Source organism: Kitasatospora sp. NPDC059462 (assembly GCF_042749955.1).
Lineage (GTDB): Bacteria > Actinomycetota > Actinomycetes > Streptomycetales > Streptomycetaceae > Kitasatospora.
In genome coordinates this window covers 85,135-110,891 of the sequence record NZ_JBHYUU010000005.1, presented here as the reverse complement: position 1 = coordinate 110,891, position 25,757 = coordinate 85,135, and the positions used below count along the sequence as shown (strand labels likewise).

Sequence of the window (25,757 nt, the reverse complement as noted above, 5' to 3'; positions counted from 1 at the left end):
GCCGCGCACCCTTCAAGGGTGCGCGGCCCGTTGCCGTGCCTGATCAGGCTGCCGCGGCGTAACTCTTCCGGAGCAGCGGCATCGACCGGTCGAGATCCTCAACCGAAGCGATCCGGACCTCCAGCTCGCCGGTCCCGAGGTGCCCGATCTGCCGGACGTCCCGCGTAAAGCCCGGCAGGAGCCGCACCGTCGTCGGGTCGACGCGCAGGAAGACGACCAGCGCCTGCGCCTGCGCCAAGACGCGGACACAGGCGAAGTTCTGCCGGCGCCGGTAGGCGACGTAGTGCTGCAGCTCCACCGAGTGGCCCTCGCCGAGGTCGAGCAGACGGGCGTCCAACTCGCCGTACAGCTCCCGCACCTGATCGCTCGCCTGTGCCAGCACGTCGCTGACCGTCCGGCGCACCGGTGAAGCCGGCCGCGTCCGCTCCGACCGGCCACCCAATGATGAGCCGCAGCCGCTGGCGACCGACGCAGCAAGCTCCAGCGTCACCAGGTCGTCCTCGTAACGCCGGTAGACCACCATGTCGATGCGATGGTGGGACATGCCCGCCGCCACCAGGTCGTAGCGTGTGAAGTCGGCGGCGATGCACACCACTCGCGGGTTGCTCCAGTCCACCTGCCCGGCGGCACCAGTGCCGAGCCGCTGCTCGACTAGGGCCTCGAACTCACCGCGGTTCTCGATCAGCCATGAGAGGTAGAAGAGGCCCTGCGCGAGGACCGACTCGCTGCTCGTACGCTTGTACTCGACCAGCACCGGGCTGCCGTCCTCGTCCAAGCCGAGGCTGTCGATTCGGCCCCGGTGCACCGGGCCGGTGGAGTACTCGCTCGCCAGGAAGCGGACGCCGCCCAGCATCTCCTCCATGTTCGCCTCGACGAGAGTCTGGAGGTGACGCTCAAGCTCCACAGTGGCACCCTCGACACGACGAACATCCCCATCAGAAACGCGGAACACCTGCAGACCCGCCACGTACCCCCCCCAGCACACCATCCGCCAGACCTCCCGGCGATGGACGGGACACCATACATGCCGGAAACCAGACAATCTAGGGCGTGTTGCATTTATCGCACTTCGTGCCAGTGGGGAATAGAGGGAGAGCTGCAGGTGGGTTGCCGCTGTCGACGCGACGGTCGTCACCGCCTACCAGTTTGCCGCAGGGCCCAGCTGCGCGAGCAGATCGTCGACGGGCAGTCCTGTCTCTTCGGTATCGAGCACAGTGACCGGCATAGCGATATCGGTGCCAGAAGTGAGCCGCTCGGCGATCAGCTGCGGGACGAGTAGGGCCACCGTCCCAGCCGGCCAGTTCGCGGCCACCTGGTATGACGCGAGGACCCCAACTTCCCATTGGCTCAGCGGATCTCGGGAGCGACGGTGGTAGCTGTCGAACGACGTGGGCGGTACCGACACAGCGAGCAGTCGCCGCGGCGCCTCCCGGTGCCTGGCGACCACGGAGCGGGCTTGCCCGCACCAGGACGTGACTAGCTCATTTAGCGCGGCATATGCCTCGTCGCGGCCCTTTCGGCGTTGGCCGAAAGCGTCGTGCAGGACCAGCGACGCGGACGGGCGGTCCTCCTCGGGTGCCAGCCACGAGCGGGCCGTGTCCGCGGCCCAGTCGGCCCAGGCCCCGCGCAGCACCGACGCCGCTTGATCTCCTAGGCCGGTGAAGCCTTCCTCCGACGCGAGGTCGCGGGGTGGCTCAAGTTGGGTGACGGCAGCGGTATCGAGCAGGGCGGCAGGGCGAAGCAGCCCGGCGAAGGCGCGCCGCTCGGATTCGATCACGGCTGCGAGTGCGTCGAGGGTCGGCTCCGCCCATGTTGAGAGCCAAGGGCAGGCTGCTACGGCAGAGGTGCTCTCCAGCATGGAGTTGTGGAGGTGGCGCCAGTGTCCGTAATGACGCTCGCGGATGAAACGGGCGCGTGCGTACCGGTCTGACTCCGCCTCGTCACCCTCCTCGCTTGGGGGGCGGTCGCCGTGGGCGAGCGCGGCGGCGGCATCGGCTTCCTCAGACGGGGCGAAGTCCACGTCCGGCGAAGGATCCGGGCCGGTATACGACGCCGCGTTCAGTACGTCTCGGACCGCATTGGTGAACGTGACCAGCGGATCATCGGAAGACATCCGCCAAGAGCAGGTGCTGCACAGCCGCCCTGCTGCTTCTTCTAGTTTCACCGTCACTGCTTGGATGGTCCGGGAGGAACGGAGCGAGCCGCAGGTCTCCTCCCCGTGGAGCTTTCCGGTCCGGGAGGAAGCCGTGAAGCAGCTCAGCGTGGCGCGTGCCAAGGGGCCGAGCGGCACGTCGACGCTGAGGACCCGGCCGAGGTCCAGGCGGTAGTTGCGTGGATCGAGGGGCATGGCTGCAGGCTAGCGAACGGTGCCTGCCAGGGTGGCCTCGGACTTATGCGGGTTGCGCTCCTCGCGCACGCCTCGGTACTCGGCAGTCAGCCCCGGTCCATCTCCTTCGCGGCCTCCGCTCGTGTCGCGAAGCCGCCCTGCCACCGAGTCCTGCACTGGCCGTCCGCTTGCGCCAGGTTTGCAGCATCGGCCCGCGGTCGGCCGTTACCCGGGAGGGTGCAGGTTGTTGGATGCATCGGATTTCTGGCGAGCAGCAGTCATGCGGCCTGCCGGACCCTTGGGGTGCTTTTCGCGCCTACCGACCAGCCGGTGGGACGGGAATGCGCTGCGGCGGCCTTCGGCCGCGCCGGGGTGCCGGACTGGGAGCTGCCGGACGGCTGCACGGGATGGCTCTGGGGGCAGTGAAGCGCTTGCGGCGCGCGCCGGACGCGGCCCCCGGCGCAGCTGGAATGCTCGTTCCGGCCCCAGTGCTGGGGCCAGCGTGGACGGTGGCTCGAAGGGGCGGTCCACGGGTGGTGGGTTCCCTTCTCGGGATGAGACATCCCGGACTCTGTCATATGGTGCAAACCCGAACTATTGGTGCCGCCATCTCGGGCTCTGGCGCGGACAGGGGAGGAGGGCAGTGCCGTGTCCGACAGTGCTGAGCCGATCCACGCGCGCCTTGCGGAGCTTGCTGGCCCTCAGGATCCCGACCAGGTTGTTGTTGATCTCGGTTGTGGTACGGGACCGACGCTGCGGGCTGTCAGCCGGATAGCGCCGCAGGCTTCCCTCGTAGGGATCGACCGTTCGGCGGAGTCGCTGCACAAGGTCCACGCGGCTTTGGCAGGCCACAAGGGGTCGACGGCGACGATCGTCGCTGATCTGCGTGATCCTCTCCCGTGCTCCGACGCGAGCGTGGACACCGTCCTGTCGTACAACACCGTCGAGTGCCTGCCGAACCCGCAGGAGATGCTGGCCGAGGTGGCGCGAGTTCTTCGGCCTGGTGGGCGGGCGGTCATTGCGCACGTCGACTTCGACTCGATGGTCATCGCGGGCGCGGACGCCGATCTCGACCGGCGGGTGTGCCACGCGTTCGCGGACGATGCGCAGAGCTGGATGGATCACGCGGACGGCAGGATCGGCCGCAAGCTCGGGCTGCTCCTCGCCCGCAGCCCGCTGGACCTCGTCGGGGTCGAGCCGCTGCTGGCGTGGTCGACCGCGTTCACGGGGCACGCGAAGGATCGGGTTGACCAGGTCCGGAAGGCTCTGCTGTCCGCCGCAAGGCACGGTCGTGGTGCGGTCGCTCCTGAAGAGATCGAGGCTTGGTACACCTCGGTGCGCGAGGCGGACCAGCTGGGCGGTTTCTTCTTCTCCGAGCTGGCGTTCATCGCGGTGGCGGAGAAGGCGAGGAGCGATCGCAGCGGGCATGGGGCCGCCTCGCACCACGGCCGGCAGACGGCCCACGTGCGAGCCGGATCGATGCCGCATCTCCCGACTGCCGCTTGACCCGACGCCTACGGGGAAGCGGCGTTCGCGAGGGCGGTGACGGCGAAGGCGCACAGGGCGGTCACGGTGGTGCTGAGCGGGGCCGTGGTGTCTAGCGCCAGCGCGGCCTGTTCGGAATCGGACCAGGACAGCTCCGGCGCGTCCGGCGCCGGGTTGATCCGGTAGGCGCGGGCGGCGCGTAGGGCGTCGCGGGCGTGGCGCACCGGTTCTGGCGCGTGGACGTGGATCAGGTGGAGCCGTTCTCCGAGGAGGTCCGCGGCGAGCTGCCGCTCCGACTCGGTGGAGGTCACCAGGGTGACGATGCCGACCTGGTGCCGGCCGGCGGCGTGCGCGAGGGCGTGGATCGTGGCGATGCGATCGGAGGGTGACCAGCCGAGATCTCGCAGGACGCCGGTGGCGCGTTCGACATCCGCGTCGTAGAGCCCGCAGTCGGCGCCGTGCTCGGAGCGGAGGTGGTCGAGGAGGTGGCGGGCGAGGGTGCTCTTGCCGGAGGCCGGCAGCCCGAACAACCAGAAGACGGTTGATGATCGCGGCTGGTTCACGGGGCATAGCCCCACTTCTGGCACCAGAAGTTGAGCAGCGGCGGGACGTCTGCCTCCGCAGGCGGTGGGGTGGCGGCCTGGATGCGGCCGGAGGCGATCTGGGGCGACCAGTCGCCGATGCCGTAGACGAACGGTCCGTGGTTGTGGCGGCCGTAGTCGAGCATGCTCGGATCCCAGGGGATGCCGATGTGCCCGCACAGGGCCTTGCAGGTGGCTTCCGGGTCGGCGGTGAGCTGCTCGTACGTGACGTGGACGGCGCCCGGCAGGTTGGCGGCGGCTTCGTCGAGGGCGGCGGCGAACTTGTCGACGGTGACGGCCGCTTCGGCGAGGTCGTTGGCGTCGCCAGCGCGGCGGATGGAGTCGGCGATGGCGACCGGGTGCCGGCGCAGGACGATGTAGCGGGCCTGGGGCCAGCAAGCGGCGAGACGTTGCCAGATGAACACGTTGCCCGGGGACTTCTCGACGAGCACGCTCTTGCCGGCCTCGGTGAGCTGGTGGTGCAGCAGGCGGTCCCAGAGCAGGTGCTCGAGGTCGGTGCGGTCGAAGTTGAGGGTGCGCATGGACAGGTCGGTGAACTCGTCGTCGACGGCCACGGTGTAGCCGGCCAGGTGGAGTTCGTGCGGGGCGTGGACGTCGGGGTGGGATCCGAGCAGGCAGCGCAGCAGAGTCGATCCGGAGCGGATCGGGGAGAGGAGGAACACGGGCGAGGGGACAAGACGGTGGTCAGGCACCGAGTTCCTCCTTCACGGCGCGCTCGCGTTCGGCGAAGACACGCAGGCGGGTGGCGATGTCACGGCGGTAGTGGGCGGAACCGGGCTCGGTCTTCTCGTCGCAGTGGAAGACCCGGAGCGGGAGGCGGTGCAGGTAGCCGATGCCGGGGCCGGCAGGCTGGGCGAAGGTGTGGGAGAGCCAGTCCTCGTAGTTCATCCAGCGCCGGCCGTCGTCGTGGAACCGGTCGCCGGGGACGCCGCCGGCCGCGGCCATGACGGGGCGGGCCCGCTGGGTGTCGTAGATCAGGAAGTGGGAGGAGACGCGGTTGACCGAGCGGGCCCGGTCGCTCAGCGGCGGGCCGACCTCTTCGAGCTTCCACTGCCAGCAGTCATGGTCGTCGATGCGCTGGGCGAGCGCGAGCTGAGGGCACTGGTCGAACGTCTCGGCGATCTCGGCGAGGACATCGGTGGTGTTCGGGTCGCGGAAGGCGACGACATCGCCTTCGATCGTGATCAGGAAGCGGCTCTTGTCGCTGACGAAGTGGGTGTGGATGTTGTTCGCCTGGTCGCCGGAGGCCCGGTGGCGGGTGCGCCAGCGCAGCCGCACTTCGTCGAAGCCCCAGGTGCTGTGGGCGAGTTCGACGATCTCGTCGGCCGGGGCGCTTTCTGCCCCGTCTACGACGAGCACCAGGTCGTACGGGTGGCGGGTGCTGCGGGTCAGGGCGTCCAGGGTGCTGGGGATGGTGCGGCGCAGGAGTTCGACGTCGCTGTGGACGAGGTAGGCGATCGTGAACGCGGGTGGATAGGTCACGGCGGTCACCATCCCGCCGGTCCGGTCACGTCCGGCCCCGGGGTGCTGGCGATCGGGTCCGTGGACGTGAGCAGGGCGCCGAGGTCTTCCAGCATGCGGCCGGTGAGGTCGCGTGCCGCTTCGGTGATGTCCTGCTCGATTCCGTGCTCGATCTCGTCGGGGATGTGCGGGTGGCCCACGCACATCCCCATGACCTGGTACTTGGCACCGCTGCCGAGGCCGATGCGGTCGGCGAGGTCCTGCAGCGCGAAGAGATCGAAGACGACCGTGCCGGCGCGGTACAGGCGGTCGGCGAAGGCGGCGGTGTAGTGGGAGATGAGGTCGCGCACCGTACCGTGGTGCGCGGCTGGCAGGGTGGCCAGTTCGAGGGCTTCGGCGACCGGGGTGGGGAGGAAGACGAAGGCGCACCGGTAGAAGTCGGAGGTGCCGAGCATTCGGAAGCAGCCGGTGCGTTCGAGCAGGTCGACCATCTTCTGGAAGGTGGCCTGACGGTCTTCGACGAGTCGGCCGATGCCGTCGACGCCTTGATGCTTGATCAGTGCCCAGAGCTTGAGCGATTCGAAGCCGCGGGAGCCGTAGAACGGGGTGATCAGGCCGAGGTCGAGGCAGTCGGGGTCGTCGGCGCGGTCCGGGTAGCGGGCGAAGCGGCCGAGTGCGGCAGGGGCGCGGAAGAGGACGTAGCTGGAGGGGTAGCTGACGAACAGGCCCTTGTGCGGGTCGAGGGCGACCGAGTCGGCGTGCTCGATGCCGGCGAGCCGGACCTTGAGCTTCTCGGAGAACAGCAGGCTGCCGCCGTGGCAGGCGTCCACGTGGAACCACACGTTGTGCTGCTCACTCAGCTCGGCGAGGGCCTGCAGGTCGTCGATGCCGGTAGTGCGGCAGTTGCCGGCGACGCCGACGACCATGAAGATCCGCTTTCCCGGAGGCGACGAGGCCAGCAGGCGGGCGACGGAGGCGGGGTCGCTGGTGAACTCCGGGGTGGCGTCCGCCCAGAGCAGTCCGTCGGTGCCCAAGCCGAGGGCCTGTGCGGCGGCGAGGTAGGAGAAGTGCTCGACTCCGCCAGCCAGCAGGATCACTGGCTGCTCGGGCAGTGCCCGCAGGCCGGTGGTGCGGATCTCGGGGTAGGTGTGGGCGAGGGCGGCGGCGATGGCGATGTGGTTGCTCATGTTGCCGCCGGAGGTCCACATGCCGCCGAGCGATGCCAGTCCTTGGTAGTCGGCCAGAGCTGTGACCGGGTAGCCGATGAGTTCCCGGAGCCAGGTGATCAGCTGGGCCTCGATCACGCTGGCGGCGGGAGCGCTGCGGTCGTAGGCGATCAGGTTCTGGTTGAGGAAGGACGCGACGATGTCGGCCGCGAGCGCGGCGATGCTGTCGCCGGTGTCGGGGAACGCGAGGTAGCGCGGGTCCGCCTGGGAGATCGACCACCTGGCGATCTCGGTCAGGGCCTCGAAGAACTGCTCGGCGTTTCCGCCGTCCTGGGGGAGCGGGCTGGCGAAGCGGTCGATGAGCTCGCTGACGGTCGCGTGCCGCAGGACGAGGTCGTCGCGTAAGGCTCCGGAGGCGAAGTCGAGGCCGAGGTCGACCGCCCGGTGCAGCAGCCGCCGACTGTCCTCGGTCGGGCGGTTGCCCAGGAGGGCGGGCGGATGGGTATCAGACACGTCCGAACTCCATTCGGTAGACGCAGCCTTCGCACGAGGACCAGGCAGGGGCCTGGGAGACGAAGGAGTCCCGCAGAGCCCCGTACGGCTTCGAGGTCCAGATCTCGGCCATCGGCGACTGGTGGATGTTGCCGAGCACGTTGTGGGGTGAGGACTCCATGTGGATGCAGCACGGCGTGACGTCGCCGTCCTTGGTGATGTAGCTGGCGTCCCACGGCCAAGGGCACACGGCCCGCGCGGCGGCCGGGGAGGCCAGCCGGGAGTAGTCGAAGATCGACAGCTGCAGCCCCAGCTCGTCGGCGCGGGCGAGGCCGGCCTCCAGGTGCCGCACGACCTGCGAGGGCGCAGCGGCGAACAGGGACTCGGTATTGAGGGTCTTGTCCTCGCCCCAGTGATGCAGACTCTCCACACTGATCCGCGTGACGCCGTGGTCCGCGACGAAATCGACGATCGCGGGAAACTGGTCGATGTTGGAGGTGGAGAGCGTCACCGCGGCCGACAGCGCGGTGTCGCGGTGTCGCGTCATCTCCGCAGCTTCCCGCAGCGCGGTGGACAGCTGGGATCGGCGAAGGCCGGAGCGCATCCGCCCGAGCGTGGCATCGTCTGCGCCGTCGACGCTGATGGCGAGCAGGCCCAGTCCGGCGTCGAGGACCGGCTGGAGACGACGGCGCACGAGCAGGCCGTTGGTGTTCGTCGAGGCGAACACGGACCGGTCGGTGCACGCCTGGACGTAGGCGGCGAAGTCGCGGACGATCAGCGCCTCACCGGCTCCGACGAAGGAGACGTGGCCGAGATCGGGCAGCTGCTCGAGCAGCGCGACGAAGGCGGCCAGGGCCAGGTGCCCGCCGCTGCTGTTGTGTACCGCCCGCACGCACCCGGCGCAGGCGAGGTTGCACAGGTCGGTGAGTTCCACCTGCAGGTACTGGGGAGTTGGTGTCGGCCGGCCCGGTTCGAGCCCGTAGCGGTCGAAGTCGTCGGTGACGAGGAACTTCCGAAAGCGCTCCGGCACCTCAATCGGCCGCACCTGCTCGGGCATCACCTGGTCACCTCCTTCCTGTAGACGGAGACCATCTCGTCGACGAACGCCTCGAACGCCGACGTCCGGCGGCCGAACGACGGCATCCGCGGCTCCTGAGATCCGGTCGCGGCATCGATCGCCTGCCTCCACGAACCCGGGTCGGCGTACTGCTCGACGAGGTGGACGCCCTCGTCGTCCGCAAGGTGGCGCATGGACGGCACCGCCGAGGACCACACCGGCACGCCCAGGGCCCGGGCCTCGTGCGCCACGATCGGATGGTTCTCCCACCACTGCGAGGGCACCAGCAGCGCCCGCGCGCCGGCCAGCACCGGCCCGACGTCGGAGCGGGCGAGCGGAGGAAGCCAGCGCACCCGCGGATCGGCGGCGGCGACCAGGCGCATCCGCTCCTCGTACGCGGCGTCGTCCGGCACCGTTGCGACCAGCAGAGGCAGCGTGGTCGGGCTTTCCGCGAGGGCGTTAAGGAGGACGCGGAGGCCCTTCTCAGGTGAGCAACGGCCCAGGAACAGCAGGTACTCACCGCCTCCACTGCTCTCGACCAACGACTGCCAACTGCCGGGCAGCCCGTAGCAAGCTTGGTCCCGGACCATCATGTCCACCGCTACGCCGGCCTTCGCGAGCTCCACCGCCTGGTGCGGCGTCTGCGTCCACAGCGCCCGCACCCGCTCGTTCAGCCATGCGACATTGCGCGCTCGCCACGACTCCACGTCCCCAGCCGCCGCGGCCGGCGCACCCAGACATCCCACGCAGCCGGTCGAGGGCGCGGTGCTGGTGCACTGGCCACCGGTGGAGCGCACGAGGAGCTGGTGGTCGGGACAGACGGCGGTGTAGTCGGTCAGCGTCGCGACGACCGGCACGTTCCGCAGCGGCACGGTGTCGAGGAACGCCAGGCCGACGCGGCTGAAGTGCAGCACGTGGACGAGGTCGACGGCGGGTCGCGAGGCGAGCAACTGGTCGATGCGCGCCGCCTGCTGGGCTTCCTGCTCGCGCCAGCCGACCGGGTAGTCGCGTGCGAAGAGCGCGGGCACGCTGATGTACTCGGCCGCGGAGTGTCGCTGCGGCGACGGCGGGTCGCCGGCCGCCAGCCACACGACGTCCAAGCCTCGCGCCGTGAGGGCCCGGGCGAGGTCGTCGGCCAGGATCTCCGTCCCGCCGGCCTCCTCGCCAGCGAACCGGTGGGTGACCAGAAGAATGCGCATCTCGCCTCCCGTCAGCAGGTGTTGCCCTGGAGCCCGGCCCAGCGACCGAGCGGCGTGAGCTCAACGGGTATGCGGCCGTTGACTCCATCCGCGGTCGGTCGCCCGGGTGCTTCCGGGCCGGACAGGTGAAGCGGACCCTTCGCGTTCGGGTCCAGGACCGCGAACGGCTCGTGCAGCGTCAAGGCCGTCCACCCGCCGTCCGTGAAGTCCGCGAACACGTTCACACCAAGCCCCTCGCCGGAAGCAAGCGGTTCGGGAAGCGGCAGCAGCAGCTCCAGGTGATCGGCCTCCCAGGAGAGGCGGACGTCGTGGGCGTTCTCCCAGACGGGATCGGGATGCGGAACACGGCGGAATCGCGCGTCGGGTGTTGAGAGCCACCGGGCGCCGTCGCGGGTGCACCGCAGGTACCGCTCGCCGGGCCACTGCCCGGCAGCCAGATCATGAAGGGTGAACTCGCCTTCGCCCAACGGCTGCAGGCGGACGCGGACCGCTTGGACGGCGTCGGGCGAATCGCCCAACGCCAGTCGCACCGCGAGTCCTTCGGCACCTCGGGCGAGCGCGACGGCAAGTCCCGCAGGGCTGGCCAATCCGCCCCGCATCCTGCCCGGACCGGCGAGCGGGACAGGCGCCGGTCCGCGGTCGGCAGCGGCATCGAGGCGGGCCGCAGGCCAGTAGGCGGCTTCGGGGGACGAGGCGAGCGCCTCGGCGGTGAGCCCGTATGGCGAAGGCAGGGCGTCCAGCACCTCCGGGTGCTGCTCGCGCAGGGTGACGACGAGGCGGACCGACAGGTCGGTCAGGAACCGGATCAGGTCGCACTTCACGCCGTCGGGCTTGGTGATGTCACCGTTCGCGAGGACCGCCTGGTAGTAGCAGCCGCCGCCGCACACGTACCGCGACGGGCACGAGGAGCACTCGTCCCGCTGGTCGACGACCAGGTCGAGGTACTTGCGGCGCTCGGAGTCCTCGACACCGGTGGAGGCGTGGCCGATGTGCCAGCCGGACTTGCCGATGAAGTGCGCGCACGGGTACAGGTTGCCGTTGGTGTCCAGGTAGGTGCCGCTCTTGCCGGCGCCGCACCGGTAGACCTGTGCCGCGCGGTCCTTCACGCGGTAGAAGAACCGCATGAAGAAGTCCTCGGAGTTCAGCGCGAGTAGCCGGGCGAGGATGCCCTCCGGGGGCTGGGCGAGGATGTGCTCGACGAGGTCGGCGTAGCCCTGGCGGAAGGCCGGCAGGGTCTCGGCGTTGAGCGCGTATTCGTTGTCGTGGGTGGCGTTGACCGGCTTCATGTAGATGTTGCGGGCACCGACGTCCTCGAAGAGGTGGCGGAAGATCGCCACGAAGTCGGTGCAGTATGCGGTCAGGACGGCCGAGACCCCCATGTCGGGGTGGCGGGCCAGCACCTGGTCGAGCACGGAACGCACGTGATCGTACGTGCCGCCGCGGCCACCGGTGTAGAAGCGCACCCGGTCGTGGACGTCCCTGGGCCCGTCCAGGCTGATGTCCTGGGGCGGGCCGAGCTGCTCGGCGAGCTCCGTCGTCATCGACAGCGTCGCGTTGGTGACCATGGGCCCCGCCCAGACCACGGCGACAGGGGAATCGACGAGGTTCTCGGCGACCAAGTCCTGGACTGTGTCGTGCATGTGGCGCACGAGCATGGTCTCTCCCGCCAAGCCGAAGTCGATCCGGCTGTAGCGCGCGCCCTCCTCGACCAGCCGCTCGCGGTGGGCGCGAAGACCCTGCACCACAGTCTCCAGCGGGATCGTGACGGGCTTGCCATCGGCGTGCACCCGGTCCCGGAACGAGCAGTACGTGCAGCCCATGTTGCAGACGTCGGTCAACGACAACTGGGCCTGCGGGTACGCCTCACGGTAGGAGGTGATCTGATGGACCGGCTCCAGGCCGCCGCACGGACACGGCTGGCCCGGGGCGGTGATCTGGCCGCCGCGGACATGGAAGGTGTAGCCGTCCGCGAAGGAGACGTGCGAAGCATCGCTGGTGGACAGTGGAATCGCGTCGCTGATCACGGTTGACCTCTCGGGTTGAGATGGCGCGGATCGGGGCGGAACGGGATTACAGGTTGAGCGGGCCAGGCAGACCGAGGCGGCGACGCAGCACGTCCAGCCGGCCGGCCAACTGCTCCACCTCCGTGTCCGGGCCGGTGGCCGGCGGCGCGGGATCGGCCGTCTCCCGCAGGGCGAACGCCTGGCGCACCAGGGCTTCCACCTCGGCGGCTTTGTCAGCCGGAACGAGCTCGTGCAGGAGCGACAGCTGGGGGACCAGCTTCACCGGGGGCGGCGTAACTGCGGCACGGGTGAACACGAGCCGGGCCAGCAGCGCCCGGGACTCGAACCACAGGTACTTGGCGGTGAGTTCGCGGCCCTGCTGCTCGTACTCGCTTGGCCGGCTGATGACGGTGGTCGACGGGGCGGCGATGGCGGTGGCGACCCAGCCAGGGGAGTGATGGTCCGTGCCGGGCCGGCGCAGCTCGAACCACTCGTGGAGGTCGCGGCTGAACTTCCCGTTCGCGCTGACGACATCGCGCTCGGTCGGTCGGGCGGCGGAGCCCTCGGCGGCGAGGCCCAGGCAGGCGAGCGCCTCGATCACGAGGTCCTCAAGCGCCCGATGCCCGTTGGGGTGGTTGGGTGAGCTCAGTTCGAAGTCGACGTCGCTGCCGTGTCCGAGGACTCCCTGCGCGCACGAGCCGCGCAAGATGAGCTCCAACCCCTCCAGTCCCAGGATGGCTTGAGCAGTCCGGGCAATGCGGGTGGTGACTTCCTCGGCGACCTCGGCGCGCTGACATGCCGGATTCCACCCGCCGGTGCCACGGAGCTCCTTCAGACGTGCGGCCAGCTGTTCGAGCGATCGGAGGCCAGTGGCCAACGGGCGCTCGGCCGTGGAGAACATCGCGAGGACCCACGGTCGGCGTAACCGCTCCAGGCGACGGCTGCCACCGCTACCGGCGCATTCGGTGAGGGCATCCAGCCGGTGAAGGAGATCCGCATAGGCGTCCTCGCCCTGGTCTGCTCGCAGCCGCGAGGTCAGCACCGTGTGGAAGACACCGAGGCCGGGCGGTAGGACGTCCTCGGCGAGATGCCCCAGACGGGCAGCGCTTGCGGACTTCGGCCCCGCGGCGGGCAGTTCGCTCGCGAGCGTCAACTCGATGCCGCGACGACGCACCTCCTGCGCAGCCAGTCCGGCCGGCAGCCAGGCAGCGAGTACGGACTCGAAACCGTCCAGCGTCGGCTCGTCGACGCTCCCCGCCGTGATGCGCCTTCTGAGTCCCAGATCGCGGCCGAACAGGTCAGACCACGCGATGTCCCATTTCATCACGGTCAGCGCACCGGGGGCGTCGGTGCCCACCGGGACGAGCAGCGCGTCCTCCCAGTCGATCAGGACCGTTCGGCCGCTCTGTCGGAACATGTTCCGCGGAATGCACCCGGACGCCTCCACACCGCGCCCCAGTGCCGCCAGGAGGAGATTCTCGATCTCCTCCGTCGACAAGCCGGCCAGGCCGTCCGTTGAGGCGGAGAGCGGGATCCCGAGGTAGGGCGACACCAGAGCCGCCGTACGGTCATCCAGTGAAACCAGGTCGGGAACGCACACCTCGATATGCCCGAACCCGTCCACCGCGAGCGCACCCAGACGACGCGCCGCCTCCGCCGCGAGCGCGTGCTCCGTGTGCGCCGCCGCCCGTGACCGGAGCTTCGCCACAAGCTCCCGCCCTTCGTAGCGCAGCCGCCGCAACGCACCAGTGACGTCACCGAACCCCGGATCGTCGAGCACACGCTCCCCACCGTCATCGGCGAACACCGCCCGGATCGCCGCGGCGACGCCCGGCGAACCACCCGCACCCCCAGACAGCCTGCTCACCCCACACCCCTCCCGAGTGCCGCACAGCAGGCTTGCCACCGTAGCCGCTCCATCACGCTGTGTTCGATCGAATTTGCGGATTCGACTCAAGGGGGATGCGGAACGCGCGCCTCCCCGGAGGTGGAGGGCTCCACCGTTGGTGCTGATGATCACTCAGGATGATCTACGGTCAAGGGCCTTGGGTGTCTGGTGCCTCGCTCCGCGACGAGGTAATCGGGCCGTTAGCTGTGCGGGGCATGGGATACTCGGCAGACGGCGCCGACCGCTCGACGGGGTGGCGCTGTGCGACTCCCGCGGCCCGTCCGCGGATCCGCCCTCTCACAGAAGTGGTCCTTCGATCTATGCCTACGGTCCTCTCCATCGCCGACGCGCTGCGCGAGCGCTTCGCACAGGCGATCTCCACTGCGTTCCCCGACGCCGCGGACAGCGACCCCCAGCTGCGACGAAGCGACCGCGCCGACTTCCAGGCCAACGGCATCATGAGCCTGGCCAAGCCGCTTCGCGCCAACCCCCGCGAAGTGGCCGCGCGCGTGCTCGAGAACCTCGGCTCTGACCACGTGATCGCGAACCTGGAGGTCTCCGGGCCCGGCTTCATCAACGTCACCGTCACCGACGCCGCCATCCTCGAGCGCCTGGCCGCCCGCGCGGCCGACGCCCGCCTCGGCGTGGGCAGCAACGCCGAGGCCGGCGTCACGGTGATCGACTACAGCCAGCCGAACATCGCCAAGGAGATGCACGTCGGCCACCTGCGCTCCACGATCATCGGGGACGCGCTCGTGCGCGCCCTCGAGTTCACCGGCGAGAAGGTCATCCGGCGCAACCACCTCGGGGACTGGGGCACCCAGTTCGGCATGCTCATCCAGTACCTCATCGAGCACCCCGCCGAGCTCGACGAAGGCACCGAGCCGGACGACTCCGGGCCGTCGATGTCCCGCCTCAACCGCCTCTATAAGGCGTCGCGCGCCAAGTTCGACAGCGACGCCGACTTCGCCGATCGCGCCCGCCGGCGCGTCGTCGAGCTGCAGGCCGGCCACGCCGAGACCGTCGCGTCCTGGCAGGGCATGGTCGACGAGTCGAAGGTCTACTTCGAAGCCGTCTACGCCCGCCTCGGCGTCCTCCTCGAAGACGCCGACGCAGTCGGCGAGAGCTACTACAACCCGATGCTCGCCGACGTGTGCGCCGACCTCGAAGCCTCCGGCGTCGCAGTCCGCTCAGACGGAGCCCTGTGCGTCTTCTTCGACGACATCAAGGGCCCCAACGGAGAACCGACCCCGCTCATCGTCCAGAAGAGCGACGGCGGCTACGGCTACGCCACCACCGACCTCGCCGCCATCCGCGACCGCGTCGGCATGCTCGGCGCCAACCAGCTCCTCTACATCGTCGACAGCCGCCAGGCCCTGCACTTCCAGATGGTCTTCGAGACCGCCCGCCGCGCCGGCTGGCTCCCCGACAACGTCCGCGCCCTGCACCTCGGCTTCGGCACCGTCCTCGGCAAGGACGGCAAGCCCTTCAAAACCCGCTCCGGCGAGACCGTCCGCCTCATGGACCTCCTCGACGAAGCCGTCGACCGGGCCCGCACCGTCGTCGCCGAGAAGAGCCCCCAGCTCGCCACCGAGGAACTCGAAGACCGGGCCAAGCAGGTTGGCATCGGCGCGGTCAAGTACGCCGACCTGTCGACCTCCCGCACCCGCGACTACATCTTCGACGCCGACCGCATGGTCTCCCTCAACGGCGACACCGGCACCTACCTCCAGTACGCCTACGCCCGCATCCAGTCCATCCTGCGCAAAGCCCCCGACGACGTCACCCCGACCGCCCACCAGGACCTCGCCCTGGAAGCGGCCGAACGCGCCCTCGGCCTCCTCCTCGACGAGTTCGGCACCACCATCGACCTCGTCGCCGAGACCTTCGAGCCCCACCGCCTCTGCGCCTACCTGCACAGCCTCGCCGCGGCGTACACCACCTTCTACGAGCACTGCCCCGTCCTCAAGGCCCCCAGCCGCGAGGTCATGGAGACCCGGCTGCTGCTCTGCCAGCTCACCGGCCAGACCCTCCGCCAGGGAATGGACCTCCTCGGCATCGGAACGCCCGAGCGTCTGTAGCTGACGAAGAGCCTTCAAGTGGGCCTGCCATGATCGGCTCACTCGAAGGCTCTTCGTCCAGTGGCGGGCGCGGTCCAATTGCATGGAGTCGGCAGCCTGCCGGCACTGCGTACCGCTACCCCGTGGAGCGCATCAGACTCATGCTGTGGCCTCGGTCCTCGATGCCGACGTAGGCGTTGACGAGGAAGGGAGCCAGCTTCGGGGTTGCCCGGTCGGCACCGGTGCGGGCGTCGAGGATGACATTGCCGTTGGTCGTCCGGCCGTACACCGCTCCATGCCACACGGCGGTGACCACCGGCACGAGTCGTCCTCCCGGCGTCTCTGTGATCGACCAGAGCCATTTCATCGACGTCGTGTCCAAGGCCGCGATCGAGTGCGTCTGGCCGAACAGCTGGTCGTTGCAGAGGATGACGGACGTTCCGTCGAAGTCGCAGTGCCAGGGGTGCACATACGCTCCTGGCCCGGGGTGGGCGCGGATCGCTCCGGTGCGGGCGTCAACGATGACGAACCCATCGGAGGCCGACATCGCGAGCAGGCCGGGGCCAGCAGGGGAGGCGACGGCGTGGCTTTCCGTGTGGACCGCCGACCACCGGGGACTGCCGTCTGATGCGCTGTAGCCCGCGAGCTGACGCTCGCCGTATGTCGGAGCCTCGGCACCGGTCACGATGCCGTCGACAAGCTGCATCGCGTGGAAATCTGCCCTGGTCCATCGAAGCTGCCCGGATCCCGCGTCGACCACATAGGTCGTCTCGTCGTCGGACACGACCACGCTCTGGTCGTCCACGGCCACCACCTGGGCCGCCCTGATGCCGTCGGCGAGCAGCGAGTCGTCGCGGCTCAGAGCCTCCTTGTCCAGAGGCGTTATCACGAGGTCGACCTGAGCGGTCCAGACGGTCTTGCCCGTCGTGGAGTCGGCGGCCAGTACCTCGATCACGTTTCGGCCCCTGCCGGTCCCCGTGCCCGGGATGAAACGGGAGAACGCCACGAGCACGGCGTCAACGCCGTGGAAATGGGCGGGCAGTGGAGCGGCCCTCTCGGACCCGAAGCCGCTCTTCGTAGCGGGGATGGTGCTGCTCGCACTCCAGAGCGTGTTCCTGGTGACGGCGTCGACGGCTTTCACGCCGTCCTCGGTGGTCACGAAGGCGGTCGTGTCCTTCAGCGAGATTGCCGGCCGTTGCCGTGCAGGGCTTGATGTCGAGGGCTGGACGCCCTCGTCGAGTGCGTCCCCCGTGCCGTTGCCGTCGCCGAAGTCGAATGACGTCGGCGGGTCGAATGCCTGGAGATGCCGGGCCGCCGGAGGAACCCCGTCCGCAGACAGGGGGGTGGAACCGCTACAGCCCGACAGCGGGCCAGCCAACGCCACCACCAGGGCGACAGCACCAACCCATCGCCGATGCCGAAAGCGAGCCGCGAAGATCATCATTCCCCCTTTGCTTGATCACCGAAGCAGTGCAGACTGTACCTGACAGTGATCGACCGGTTTCGGAAACGCCGCCTTGGAAGGACCCACGGCACGGCGCAGCGAGAACCAAGGGACCGATTGATCACGGGAAGGACTACACACCCCCACCTGTCGGCCCCGACCGATAGGGTCAAGGCCGTGGAGGGAGGCCGTGGTTCGTCCGCGGCCGGGGTGTAAGGAACAGGGAGGCGCAGGGGTGTCGGCAGTGGGCAAGGACGGCAACTCGGGGGCGCGTCGGCCGAAGCCTGCACCGCCGCGCGTGCAGCGCTGGTTCCAGGAACGCCCCTCCCCGTTCCCGCACGAGCAGGAAGCGCTTGACCACGTCAAGGCACTGATGCCGCAGGCGGAGCCCTTCCGGTCCTGGGCAACCTTCTCGTTCACGGCCTCCTCGGGGCGCGTCAACGAGTGCGACCTGTTCATTCTCGTGCCGCGCGGCCTCTTCCTCGTGGAACTCAAAGCGCACCCGGGGCGTCTCGTCAACAACGGGAGTACCTGGAACTTCCACGGCCCCGACCGACTCCGCACGATCGACAACCCGCTGCACCTGACCGACCTCAAGTCCAAGGAACTGCGGAGCAAGCTCTCCTGGGCCGCCGGGAAGTTCCACACCAGCGTGCGCATCCCGTTCATCTCCCCGGCGGTGTTCCTGTCCGCCCCGAGCTTGCGATCCGAACTCGACGCCGGCCAGCAGACCAACGTCTACGGCCGTGACGACGGCGCCAGCGGCCTGCCCCGTATCTGGCAGGACTTCCTCGGCCTGCCGCCGCAGCGAGACTCAGAGGCCGCCCGGCGCGAGCGATTCGAGCTGGCGCGGGCCCTGCCCGATCTCATGAAGAGGATCGGCGTCAAGGCATCCACCGCCCACCTGAACTTCGGCGACGGCTGGAACCTCGCCGGGCGCCCCCTTGACGGAGGCCCCACCTGGGAGGACCGCCTTGCCATCCGCGAGCAGCCCATCCGCGAGGAAGGCCGCGTCCGCGTCTACCTGGTGAGCCTCCAGGCCACCGCGGAGACCCGAAACTCGGTCGAACGAGCCGCCCGGCGCGAGTACCAGGTCCTCCAGGGCATCAGCCACCGCGGCATCGCCCAGGCCCGGGAGTTCCGCGACCACCAGGGCGGCCCGGCCATCCTCTTCAACCACCGCGCCGCCGACCTGCGCCTGGACGCCTACCTGGCCACCTACAGCGCCTCGTTGACCCACGAGACCCGGCTGGAACTGGTACGCCAGATCGCCGACGCGCTGCGCTACGCCCACCAGCGCTCGCTCTACCACCGCGCGCTCGCGGCCCGATCGGTGTACGTATCCAGCAAGTCCGACGGTTCCAACCCGGTCGTGCGCATCATCGACTGGCAGGTCGCCGCCCGCGACTTCGACAGCACCTCGCACACCTCCCTCGGCACCCCCAGCGCCGGCGGCGATCACGTCGAGAACGCCGCACAGGTCTACCTGGCGCCGGAGTTCGAGATGGAGTTCGCCGACCCGGTCGACCTGGACATCTTCGGCCTCGGAGCCCTCGCCCACCTCATCCTGGCCGGTGAGCCGCCGGCCGAGCGGCGCAGCGCCATGATCGAGCGGCTGACGAACGACGGTGGATTGCGTCCGTCCGCCGTGTCGGACGCTGTGTCGGAAGAACTCGACGGCCTGGTGTTCCAGGCGACCCGGGCGGACGTGGCTGAACGGCTCGACTCGGTGGACCGGTTCCTGGACGAACTCGACCGAATCGAGCACGCAGCCGCCACGGAAGTGTCGGCGCAGGTCGGCGTCGACCCGCTCGCGGCGATGGCAGGGCAGAGCATCGATGCGGAGTGGACCGTCGAGAAGGTCCTCGGCACCGGTGCCACCGCCAGGGCCCTGCTCGTGCGGCGCGAGCTGGAGGATCTCGGGGGCGCGATCCGGGTCGATCGGCGCGTGCTCAAGGTCGCCCTGGACGAGACCCGCGACGACCGCCTGGAATCCGAGGCGGATGTGCTGGCCAAGGTCGGCGGTGGGGCCGTTGTGCGGCTGCTCGACGGTCCGCGCAAGATCCACAACCGGACGGTGCTGGACCTCGAGTACGCCGGCGAGCGCTCACTCGGTGCCCGACTGCGTGGGGACGGGCGCCTGACCTACCACGAGCTGGAGCGCTTCAGCAGCGACCTCTTCACCGCCCTCGACCAGTTGGCGGGCAAGGGCGTGTGGCACCGCGATCTCAAGCCGGACAACTTTGGCGTGCTCCAGCGGGCCGACCGGTCCTGGCAGCTGGTGCTCTTCGACTTCTCTCTCGCCGAGGCATCGGAACGGGACGTGAAAGCCGGCACCCGCGGCTACCTCGACCCGTTCCTCGACACACCGCGCCGGCCGGTCTTCGACAACCACGCCGAGTACTACGCCGCTGCCGTCACCCTGCACGAGATGGCGTCCGGCGAGCGCCCCCGCTGGGGCGACGAGATGACCGATCCCCGCACCACCGACGACGAGTACCCGGTGATCGCGGAGGACGTCTTCGAGCCCGCCCTGAAGGAAGGACTGAAGGCGTTCTTCCGGCGGGCACTCCACCGGGACGCCGATCGCCGCTTCGACACCCTGCGGCAGATGCACGAAGCCTGGCAGTCCGTGTTCGCCAAAGCCGATGCGGTAGCTCCGGACGACGAGGACGACGAGACGGAGGACCTGGAGGCCGCCCGCGACCGCGTCGCCGCGCAGGCCGAAGCGGACACCCTGCTCAAGGACGCCGGCCTTTCGCCGCGCGCGCAGTCGGTGGCCAACTCGTTCGATGCGACCACCGTCGGCGAACTCCTCAACGTACCGCTGCATCAGATCGCCCGGGCCCGGGGCGCCGGTGCGGTGATCCGCAAGGAACTCAACCGTCGGCACAAGCAGTGGACGGCGAAGCTCCGAAAGGCCTCCGCGCCCGCCCCGAAGCCGGCAGGAGGCTCGGGGACCGCGGCCGTGGCCCCGCAGGTGGACCTGGCAGAGCTGCCGGCGGACATTGCAGCCCGTGCCAGCATCGACGAGCTCGCCGCCCACCTCGACCCTGGCCCGGCCAGCAAGGGCTCGCGCAAGCGCGACATCATTCGGCTCACGCTCGGCCTGCCCGGCGCCGACCGGGCGCTCTCCACACCGCCGGGTTGGTGCTCGCAGACGGATATCGCCAAGGCGTTGGACGTCTCGCAGGCGACAGTCTCGCGGAGCCATGTGGCTGCGATCCAGTCCTGGGCGGCAGATCCTGTGCTGGCGACGCTGCGGGAGGAGATCGTCGCCTTCGTCACCGGGGCAGGGCGCGTTGTCACCGCGCAGGAAGCGGCGACCGACCTGCGGATCCGCAAGGGCGTACGGGAAGAGGACTCACAGCGTGCGGAGGCGCTCGCGCTCGCCGTGGTCCGCGCGGCTGTCGAGGCGGAAGCATGGCCGCGAGACAAGGACGATGACGGACAGCCGCGGCTTGCCGTGCTTCGACGCAGCGGCCGGGTCTTCATCGTGTGCGAGTCACTGGCGGGGACCAATGATCCCAGCGCGCCTGAGCTCGCCGACTACGCGCGGTCGCTCGGACAGCAGGCGGACCGGCTCGCGCAGACCGAGCCACTGCCGGACCGTGCCGTCGTGATCCGCGACCTGCGATCCGTGCCAGTGCCGTCGGGCATGACTCCTTTGTCGGACGGTCGGATGGTGGCACTGGCGTCGGCAGCCGCTCAGGACGCCCTGTACTCCCCGCGCCTGGAGCTGTACCCGAGGGGCCTCGGCCTCGCGCAGGCAATCCGAATCTCGCAGGCCGCCGCCGGCGTGCGACGCGATCGGGGCGCGACCGCGGAGGAACTCCTCGCCAAGGTGCGGTTGCGCTTCCCTGATCTGGATCTGGGCCAGCCGACTGCGGTCGAACTGGAGGAGGCCCTGAAGCAGGCGCTCCAGAACGCCGGATTCGTTCTCGAGTATGACTCGGAGACCAAGCGCTTCCGCGCCCCGGTGCCGGAGGGCGTTCGCTCAATGACCGCCTCGGCCACCACGACCACACTGTTCCCGAGCGCGGCAGGCGTGGCCGCAGCCTCGGCGGCAGCCGGCCGAGACCCGAAGGTACTCCTCGGGGCCAAGCTGGACGACGCCCTGCGCCGCGGAGGCTTCCTCGCCCTGACCCTTCGAGGCAAGCACCTTCCCGGAGCAGCAGACCTCATCGCCCAGGCATATGGCGTGGAGCCGGTCTCGCTGGGCGGGCTGTTCCTCCGGGAATTCCGTGCCCTCGCGGCCCAGCACGGCACCGAGTGGGAACGCGTCCTGACCATCGACACCAAGTTCACCGAGTCCGGCGAACTGCCGCGAGGGCTCGCGTCGTACGTCAAGGGCGCATGGTCCCGAGTGAGTGAGCACCTGCGTGAGCGAGTCGAGACAACTGGGTCCACGGACGTGCTCTTCCTCCACGACGCGGGTCTGGTTGCCCGATACCAGGACGCCGGCGGGCGGGAACTGCTGGTCACCCTGCAGAACGCGGCCCGCCGGGAGGCCGACGCCCCGCACGGGCTGTGGCTGCTCTGCCCACAGGAGGCGCCGCACGAGACCCCGCAACTGGACGGAATGATCGTCGAGGTGCTCGGCGAGGCCGAGCGGGCCGTGCTGATCAAGGACTTCCTAGACGAGCTCCGAGCGCGGAGTGCCGCCGCCTGACGATATGCGCCTCTGAGGCGGACCCGAGCTTCGGAACAGCCGATCGTTCGGGTGCACCGAACTGGCAAAATGGGGAACCGCACGGTCCGCCTGGACCGACGGATGAACGGACAAGGGACGGGCACTGTGACGGGTCGGGGAGTGGACCAGAACGAGCTGCTGAAGGACCTGCGCAAGCAGGTGGCGGCTCTGGAAGACGACCTGCGAGAGCGCAGCCAGGACGTATCCGAGTTTGCCCAGACGCTGAACGACGAGTACCAGCAGGCGTGGGAGGCGGGGCGTACAGCGGCACGGTACGAGACCTGGCGCGAGGAGCGGATCACCCAGTCTGCAGTCGCTTGGGTCCTCGGCACGGTGTTCGTCCGCTTCTGCGAGGACAACGGGCTGATCGAGTGGCCATGGATCGCCGGCCCCGGCGAACGGCTGGAGATCGCAGAGGAGCGCCACGAGGCGTACTTCCGCGAGAACCCCGAGCAGAATGACCGCGACTGGCTCGTCGCGGCATTCGATCACATCGCGGCGGCGAACGAGACGGCAGGCGGGCTCTTCGACCGCAACCACAACCCGCTGTGGGGGCTCACACCGAGCTACGAGGCGGCGCGGGCGCTGCTGGCGTTCTGGCGGCGCAGGGGCGAAGACGGGGAAGCAGTCCACCTCTTCGAGAGCGAGGACTGGGACACCCGGTTCCTCGGCGACCTGTACCAGAACCTCAGCGAGCATGCGCGGAAGACGTACGCGCTGCTGCAGACGCCCGAGTTCGTGGAGGAGTTCATCCTCGACCTCACGCTAGAGCCGGCAGTGGAGGAGTTCGGGCTCTGGCCCGAGCTGACCATCCGCGAGAGCGAGTCGCGTCTCGTTGAGCGGCGTGGGCTGCGGACAATCGACCCGGCATGCGGCAGCGGGCACTTCCTGCTGGGCATGTTCCAGCGACTGCTCGTGAAGTACCGGGACGAGGCTGGACCGCGCGTCGACGACTGGGCGAACGTGCGGGCCGCACTTGAGGCGGTGCATGGTTGCGACAAGAACCCGTTCGCGGTGAGCATCGCCCGCTTCCGGCTGCTCGTCGCGGCGCTGAAGGAGGCCGGGGTCGAGCGGCTGGACCAAGCACCGAAGTTCCCGATCAACGTCGCGGTCGGCGACTCACTGCTGCACGGACGGGGCGTGGGCAAGCGTAAGCAGAAGGGCAAGTCGGAGGACGACCTGTTCTCGGCCATGGGGCTGGACGAGGATGGGGACGAGGAGGAGTCGGAGGGGGCGTTCGCGTACTCAACGGAAGACGTGAACGAGTTCGTCCGCAGCTGTGACCTGCTGGGGCGGCACTCCTACCACGTAGTCGTCGGAAATCCGCCCTACATCACGGTCAAGGACAAGCAGGAGAACGAGAACTACCGAGACGCGTATTCGGCTTGCTCGGGGAAGTACGCGCTGTCGGTGCCGTTCGCGCAGCGGATCTTCGAGCTGGCGACGCGCGAGCAGCAGGGTTTCACTGGACAGATCACGTCGAACTCCTTCATGAAGCGGGAGTTCGGGAAGAAGCTCATCGAGGAGTTCTTCCGGACGGTGAAGCTGACGCACATCATCGACACCTCGGGCGCCTACATTCCCGGACACGGCACCCCAACGGTGATCCTCGTTGGGCGAAACACTGAGCGGGGATGGTCGGACCCGGTGCGTGCAATGCTGGGCGTTAAGGGCGAGCCCGGGCAACCAGAGGTGGCACCTGAGGGCAAGGTTTGGCGAGCCATTGTTGAGCAAGTTGTGAAGCCGGGGAGCGACTCGGAGTACATTAGTGCGGCGGAGATAGACCGCGAAGCCTACGCCAAGCATCCGTGGTCGCTGAGTGGTGGTGGTGCTGGCGATCTACTGGAAGCTGTGCAAAATTCTGGCGCGAGAAAGCTTGATGATGTTGCCGACTCTATCGGGATCACTTGCTTCACGCTGGAGGATGACCTATTCTTGCTGCCTCGTCGAAGTGCTGTACGGGCAGGAATAGCTGACGAGTGGCTGCGGGAAATGGTTACCGGCGACCTTCTGCGAGAGTGGGGAGAGGGTGACTTTGATGTGGCCCTGTTTCCGTATTCTGCGGATTTCGTAGCAATTGATGTCGAGCGTGAATCGCCCCTCGGGCGGCGCCTGTGGACGTGTCGGACCACTATCTCAAATAATCTGCTCTTCGGTCGCCAGACCAAGGTGGAGGGTGGATTGAAGTGGTCTGAGTACGGTCGATTGACCGTGAGTAAGCTTCGAACGCCGTTGTCGATTGCGTTCGCGTTTGTGGCTACACACAACCACTTCGTGCTGGACCGGGGCGGGAAGGTATTCAAGCAGTCCGCGCCGGTGATCAAGTTGCCGGAAGGTGCGTCGGAGGATGAGCATCTCGGACTGCTCGGCCTGCTGAACTCGTCGACGGCGTGCTTCTGGTTGAAGCAGGTAAGCCAGGCTAAGGGCGGGGCTGACAACTCTAGTGGTGGGGGCAATCGGTGGACCGCCGAGGCTTGGCTTGAGCGTTATGAGTTCACCGGTACCAAGCTCCAAGAGTTCCCTGTTCCTGCTGTTCTTCCCCGGTCCTTCGGTCGCATGCTCGATAAGCTCGGGCAGGCAGTCGCGGCTCTTGAACCCACGGCCGTGGTTGACCGTCCAGGCACGCCCACTCGTGCTGATCTCATTGCTGCCCGGGCCAGCCATGCCACCATTCGCCGCCAGATGATCGCGCTACAGGAGGAGCTGGACTGGCAGGTCTACGGCTCGTACGGCTTGCTCACAGATGCCGAGACGGCAGCTCTTACTGTTCCTAACCTTGATGACGTTCCCGAGCTTGCTCTTGGCGAGCGCGCCTTCGAGATCGTGCTTGCCCGGAAGGTGGCAGCTGGTGAGGCGCAGACCGTTTGGTTCGACCGGCACGGCTCCACTCCTGTTGCTGAGATCCCTTCACACTGGCCCGTGTGGTATCGCGAGATTGTCCAGCGTCGAATCGACATGATCGGCAGGCGCCGCGACCTCGCGCTCATCGAGCGTCCAGAGTGCAAGCGTCGCTGGTCGTCGCCCACTTGGGAGAGCAAGGAAGCCGAGGCCCTTCGTACCTGGCTGCTCGACCGGTGCGAGCACGAGGACCTCTGGTTCCACACCCGCGACGGCATGCGCCAGCCGCGTACGCTCACGCCTGCGCAGCTTGCGGACCTGTTCACCAACGATGTAGATGTTCACGCCGTTGCCGAGCTCTATGCAGCTGACCACCTCGGCAAGCGCGACCTCAGACTCGCCGACGTCTTGCGCGAGATCCTTGCGGACGAGCACGTCCCCTACCTTGCTTCCCTGCGCTACAAGGATCCCGGGCTCCGCAAGCGTGAGCAGTGGGAGAAGATGTGGGAACAGCAGCGCGAGGAGGACCGGACGGGCGAGCGGCTCGACATTGCGGTCCCGCCGAAATACTCCGGCGCGGACTTCCGGAAGCACTCGTACTGGTCGAACCGGGGCAAGCTCGATGTGCCGAAGGAGCGCTTCATCTCCTACCCGGATGCTGGGCCGGAGGCTGACCCCAAGTTGGTTCTCGGCTGGGCCGGTTGGGATCACCGTGACCAGGCGCAGGCCATCATCAACCTCGTGACCGACCGGGTGGAGCGGGACAACTGGCAGGGTGAACAGCTGACTCCGCTTCTCGCGGGGATGCTGGAGCTACTGCCCTGGCTGAAGCAGTGGCACGGCGGGTTCGATGCCGAGTGGGACGGCAATCCCGCGACCGACTGCCAGGAGTGGCTGGAGGCCCAGCAGCGCGACCACCACATCACCACGGATGCGCTGCTCTCCTGGCGTCCGTCCGCGCCCAAGCGCGGCAGGGTCGCGGCCAAGTAACGTGCAGCCACTGCACGATCGCACCGACATGAATTCCACGACGAAGGGAACCG

At 68.6% G+C, this 25,757-nt stretch carries 15 protein-coding genes; 4 read left to right on the top strand and 11 right to left on the bottom strand.

Annotation, left to right across the window (positions count from 1 at the left end; all coding sequences use genetic code 11):
* Positions 1-43 precede the first annotated feature (43 nt).
* Positions 44-967, bottom strand: coding sequence for a DUF5655 domain-containing protein (locus ACFXAM_RS02915; RefSeq protein ID WP_380287217.1), 924 nt, complete (start codon positions 965-967; stop codon positions 44-46).
* Between the two features lie 171 nt (positions 968-1,138).
* Positions 1,139-2,347 carry a hypothetical protein gene (locus ACFXAM_RS02910; RefSeq protein ID WP_380287216.1) on the bottom strand — a complete coding sequence of 403 codons (1,209 nt, stop codon included), beginning with the start codon at positions 2,345-2,347 and terminating at the stop codon, positions 1,139-1,141.
* 627 nt (positions 2,348-2,974) lie between these two features.
* Here ACFXAM_RS02910 and ACFXAM_RS02905 point away from each other — a divergent pair.
* Entirely contained in the window at positions 2,975-3,832 is an 858-nt protein-coding gene (locus ACFXAM_RS02905) for a methyltransferase domain-containing protein (RefSeq protein WP_380287215.1), read from the top strand.
* An 8-nt stretch (positions 3,833-3,840) separates the two neighbouring features.
* Here ACFXAM_RS02905 and ACFXAM_RS02900 read toward each other — a convergent pair whose 3' ends face one another.
* The 8 genes from ACFXAM_RS02900 to ACFXAM_RS02865 are packed head-to-tail and all read right to left on the bottom strand — an operon-like array spanning position 3,841 to position 13,697.
* A complete protein-coding gene (locus ACFXAM_RS02900) occupies positions 3,841-4,374 on the bottom strand; it encodes an adenylyl-sulfate kinase (RefSeq protein ID WP_380287214.1) in 534 nt (177 codons plus the stop codon).
* Positions 4,371-5,105 carry a sulfotransferase family protein gene (locus tag ACFXAM_RS02895; protein ID WP_380287213.1) on the bottom strand — a complete coding sequence of 245 codons (735 nt, stop codon included), beginning with the start codon at positions 5,103-5,105 and terminating at the stop codon, positions 4,371-4,373. Before ACFXAM_RS02895 ends, ACFXAM_RS02900 begins: the two co-directional genes overlap by 4 nt.
* Positions 5,098-5,895, bottom strand: coding sequence for a hypothetical protein (locus ACFXAM_RS02890; protein WP_380287212.1), 798 nt, complete (start codon positions 5,893-5,895; stop codon positions 5,098-5,100). Before ACFXAM_RS02890 ends, ACFXAM_RS02895 begins: the two co-directional genes overlap by 8 nt.
* 5 nt (positions 5,896-5,900) lie before the next feature.
* Complete coding sequence (locus tag ACFXAM_RS02885; protein ID WP_380287211.1) at positions 5,901-7,553, bottom strand: pyridoxal phosphate-dependent decarboxylase family protein; 1,653 nt, start codon at positions 7,551-7,553, stop codon at positions 5,901-5,903.
* Positions 7,546-8,589, bottom strand: coding sequence for a radical SAM/SPASM domain-containing protein (locus tag ACFXAM_RS02880; RefSeq protein WP_380287210.1), 1,044 nt, complete (start codon positions 8,587-8,589; stop codon positions 7,546-7,548). Before ACFXAM_RS02880 ends, ACFXAM_RS02885 begins: the two co-directional genes overlap by 8 nt.
* Positions 8,589-9,788: a glycosyltransferase gene (locus ACFXAM_RS02875; protein ID WP_380287209.1), complete on the bottom strand. Its 1,200-nt coding sequence runs from the start codon at positions 9,786-9,788 to the stop codon at positions 8,589-8,591. Before ACFXAM_RS02875 ends, ACFXAM_RS02880 begins: the two co-directional genes overlap by 1 nt.
* 11 nt (positions 9,789-9,799) lie before the next feature.
* Positions 9,800-11,812: a radical SAM protein gene (locus ACFXAM_RS02870; RefSeq protein WP_380287208.1), complete on the bottom strand. Its 2,013-nt coding sequence runs from the start codon at positions 11,810-11,812 to the stop codon at positions 9,800-9,802.
* A gap of 46 nt (positions 11,813-11,858) precedes the next feature.
* Positions 11,859-13,697: a hypothetical protein gene (locus tag ACFXAM_RS02865; protein ID WP_380287207.1), complete on the bottom strand. Its 1,839-nt coding sequence runs from the start codon at positions 13,695-13,697 to the stop codon at positions 11,859-11,861.
* A gap of 302 nt (positions 13,698-13,999) precedes the next feature.
* Between ACFXAM_RS02865 and argS the strand changes: the two genes are divergently transcribed.
* A complete protein-coding gene (argS, locus tag ACFXAM_RS02860) occupies positions 14,000-15,760 on the top strand; it encodes an arginine--tRNA ligase (RefSeq protein WP_380287206.1) in 1,761 nt (586 codons plus the stop codon).
* A gap of 115 nt (positions 15,761-15,875) precedes the next feature.
* Here argS and ACFXAM_RS02855 read toward each other — a convergent pair whose 3' ends face one another.
* Positions 15,876-17,183, bottom strand: a complete 1,308-nt coding sequence (locus ACFXAM_RS02855; protein WP_380287205.1) for a PQQ-binding-like beta-propeller repeat protein — start codon at positions 17,181-17,183, stop codon at positions 15,876-15,878.
* 244 nt (positions 17,184-17,427) lie between these two features.
* Here ACFXAM_RS02855 and pglW point away from each other — a divergent pair, with 244 nt between their 5' ends.
* Together pglW and pglX are read left to right on the top strand one after the other, a co-directional pair.
* Positions 17,428-21,855 carry a BREX system serine/threonine kinase PglW gene (gene pglW, locus ACFXAM_RS02850; protein WP_380287204.1) on the top strand — a complete coding sequence of 1,476 codons (4,428 nt, stop codon included), beginning with the start codon at positions 17,428-17,430 and terminating at the stop codon, positions 21,853-21,855.
* A gap of 141 nt (positions 21,856-21,996) precedes the next feature.
* Positions 21,997-25,704 carry a BREX-2 system adenine-specific DNA-methyltransferase PglX gene (gene pglX, locus ACFXAM_RS02845; protein WP_380287203.1) on the top strand — a complete coding sequence of 1,236 codons (3,708 nt, stop codon included), beginning with the start codon at positions 21,997-21,999 and terminating at the stop codon, positions 25,702-25,704.
* The last annotated feature ends 53 nt before the right edge of the window (positions 25,705-25,757 follow it).

What these genes read in the sequence shown, in the direction of transcription:
- ACFXAM_RS02875 (WP_380287209.1), bottom strand. Translation starts at nt 9,788, where the DNA reads ATGCGCATTCTTCTGGTCACCCACCGGTTCGCTGGCGAGGAGGCCGGC.
- ACFXAM_RS02880 (WP_380287210.1), bottom strand. Translation starts at nt 8,589, where the DNA reads ATGCCCGAGCAGGTGCGGCCGATTGAGGTGCCGGAGCGCTTTCGGAAG.
- ACFXAM_RS02910 (WP_380287216.1), bottom strand. Translation starts at nt 2,347, where the DNA reads ATGCCCCTCGATCCACGCAACTACCGCCTGGACCTCGGCCGGGTCCTC.
- ACFXAM_RS02855 (WP_380287205.1), bottom strand. Translation starts at nt 17,183, where the DNA reads ATGATGATCTTCGCGGCTCGCTTTCGGCATCGGCGATGGGTTGGTGCT.
- argS (WP_380287206.1), top strand. Translation starts at nt 14,000, where the DNA reads ATGCCTACGGTCCTCTCCATCGCCGACGCGCTGCGCGAGCGCTTCGCA.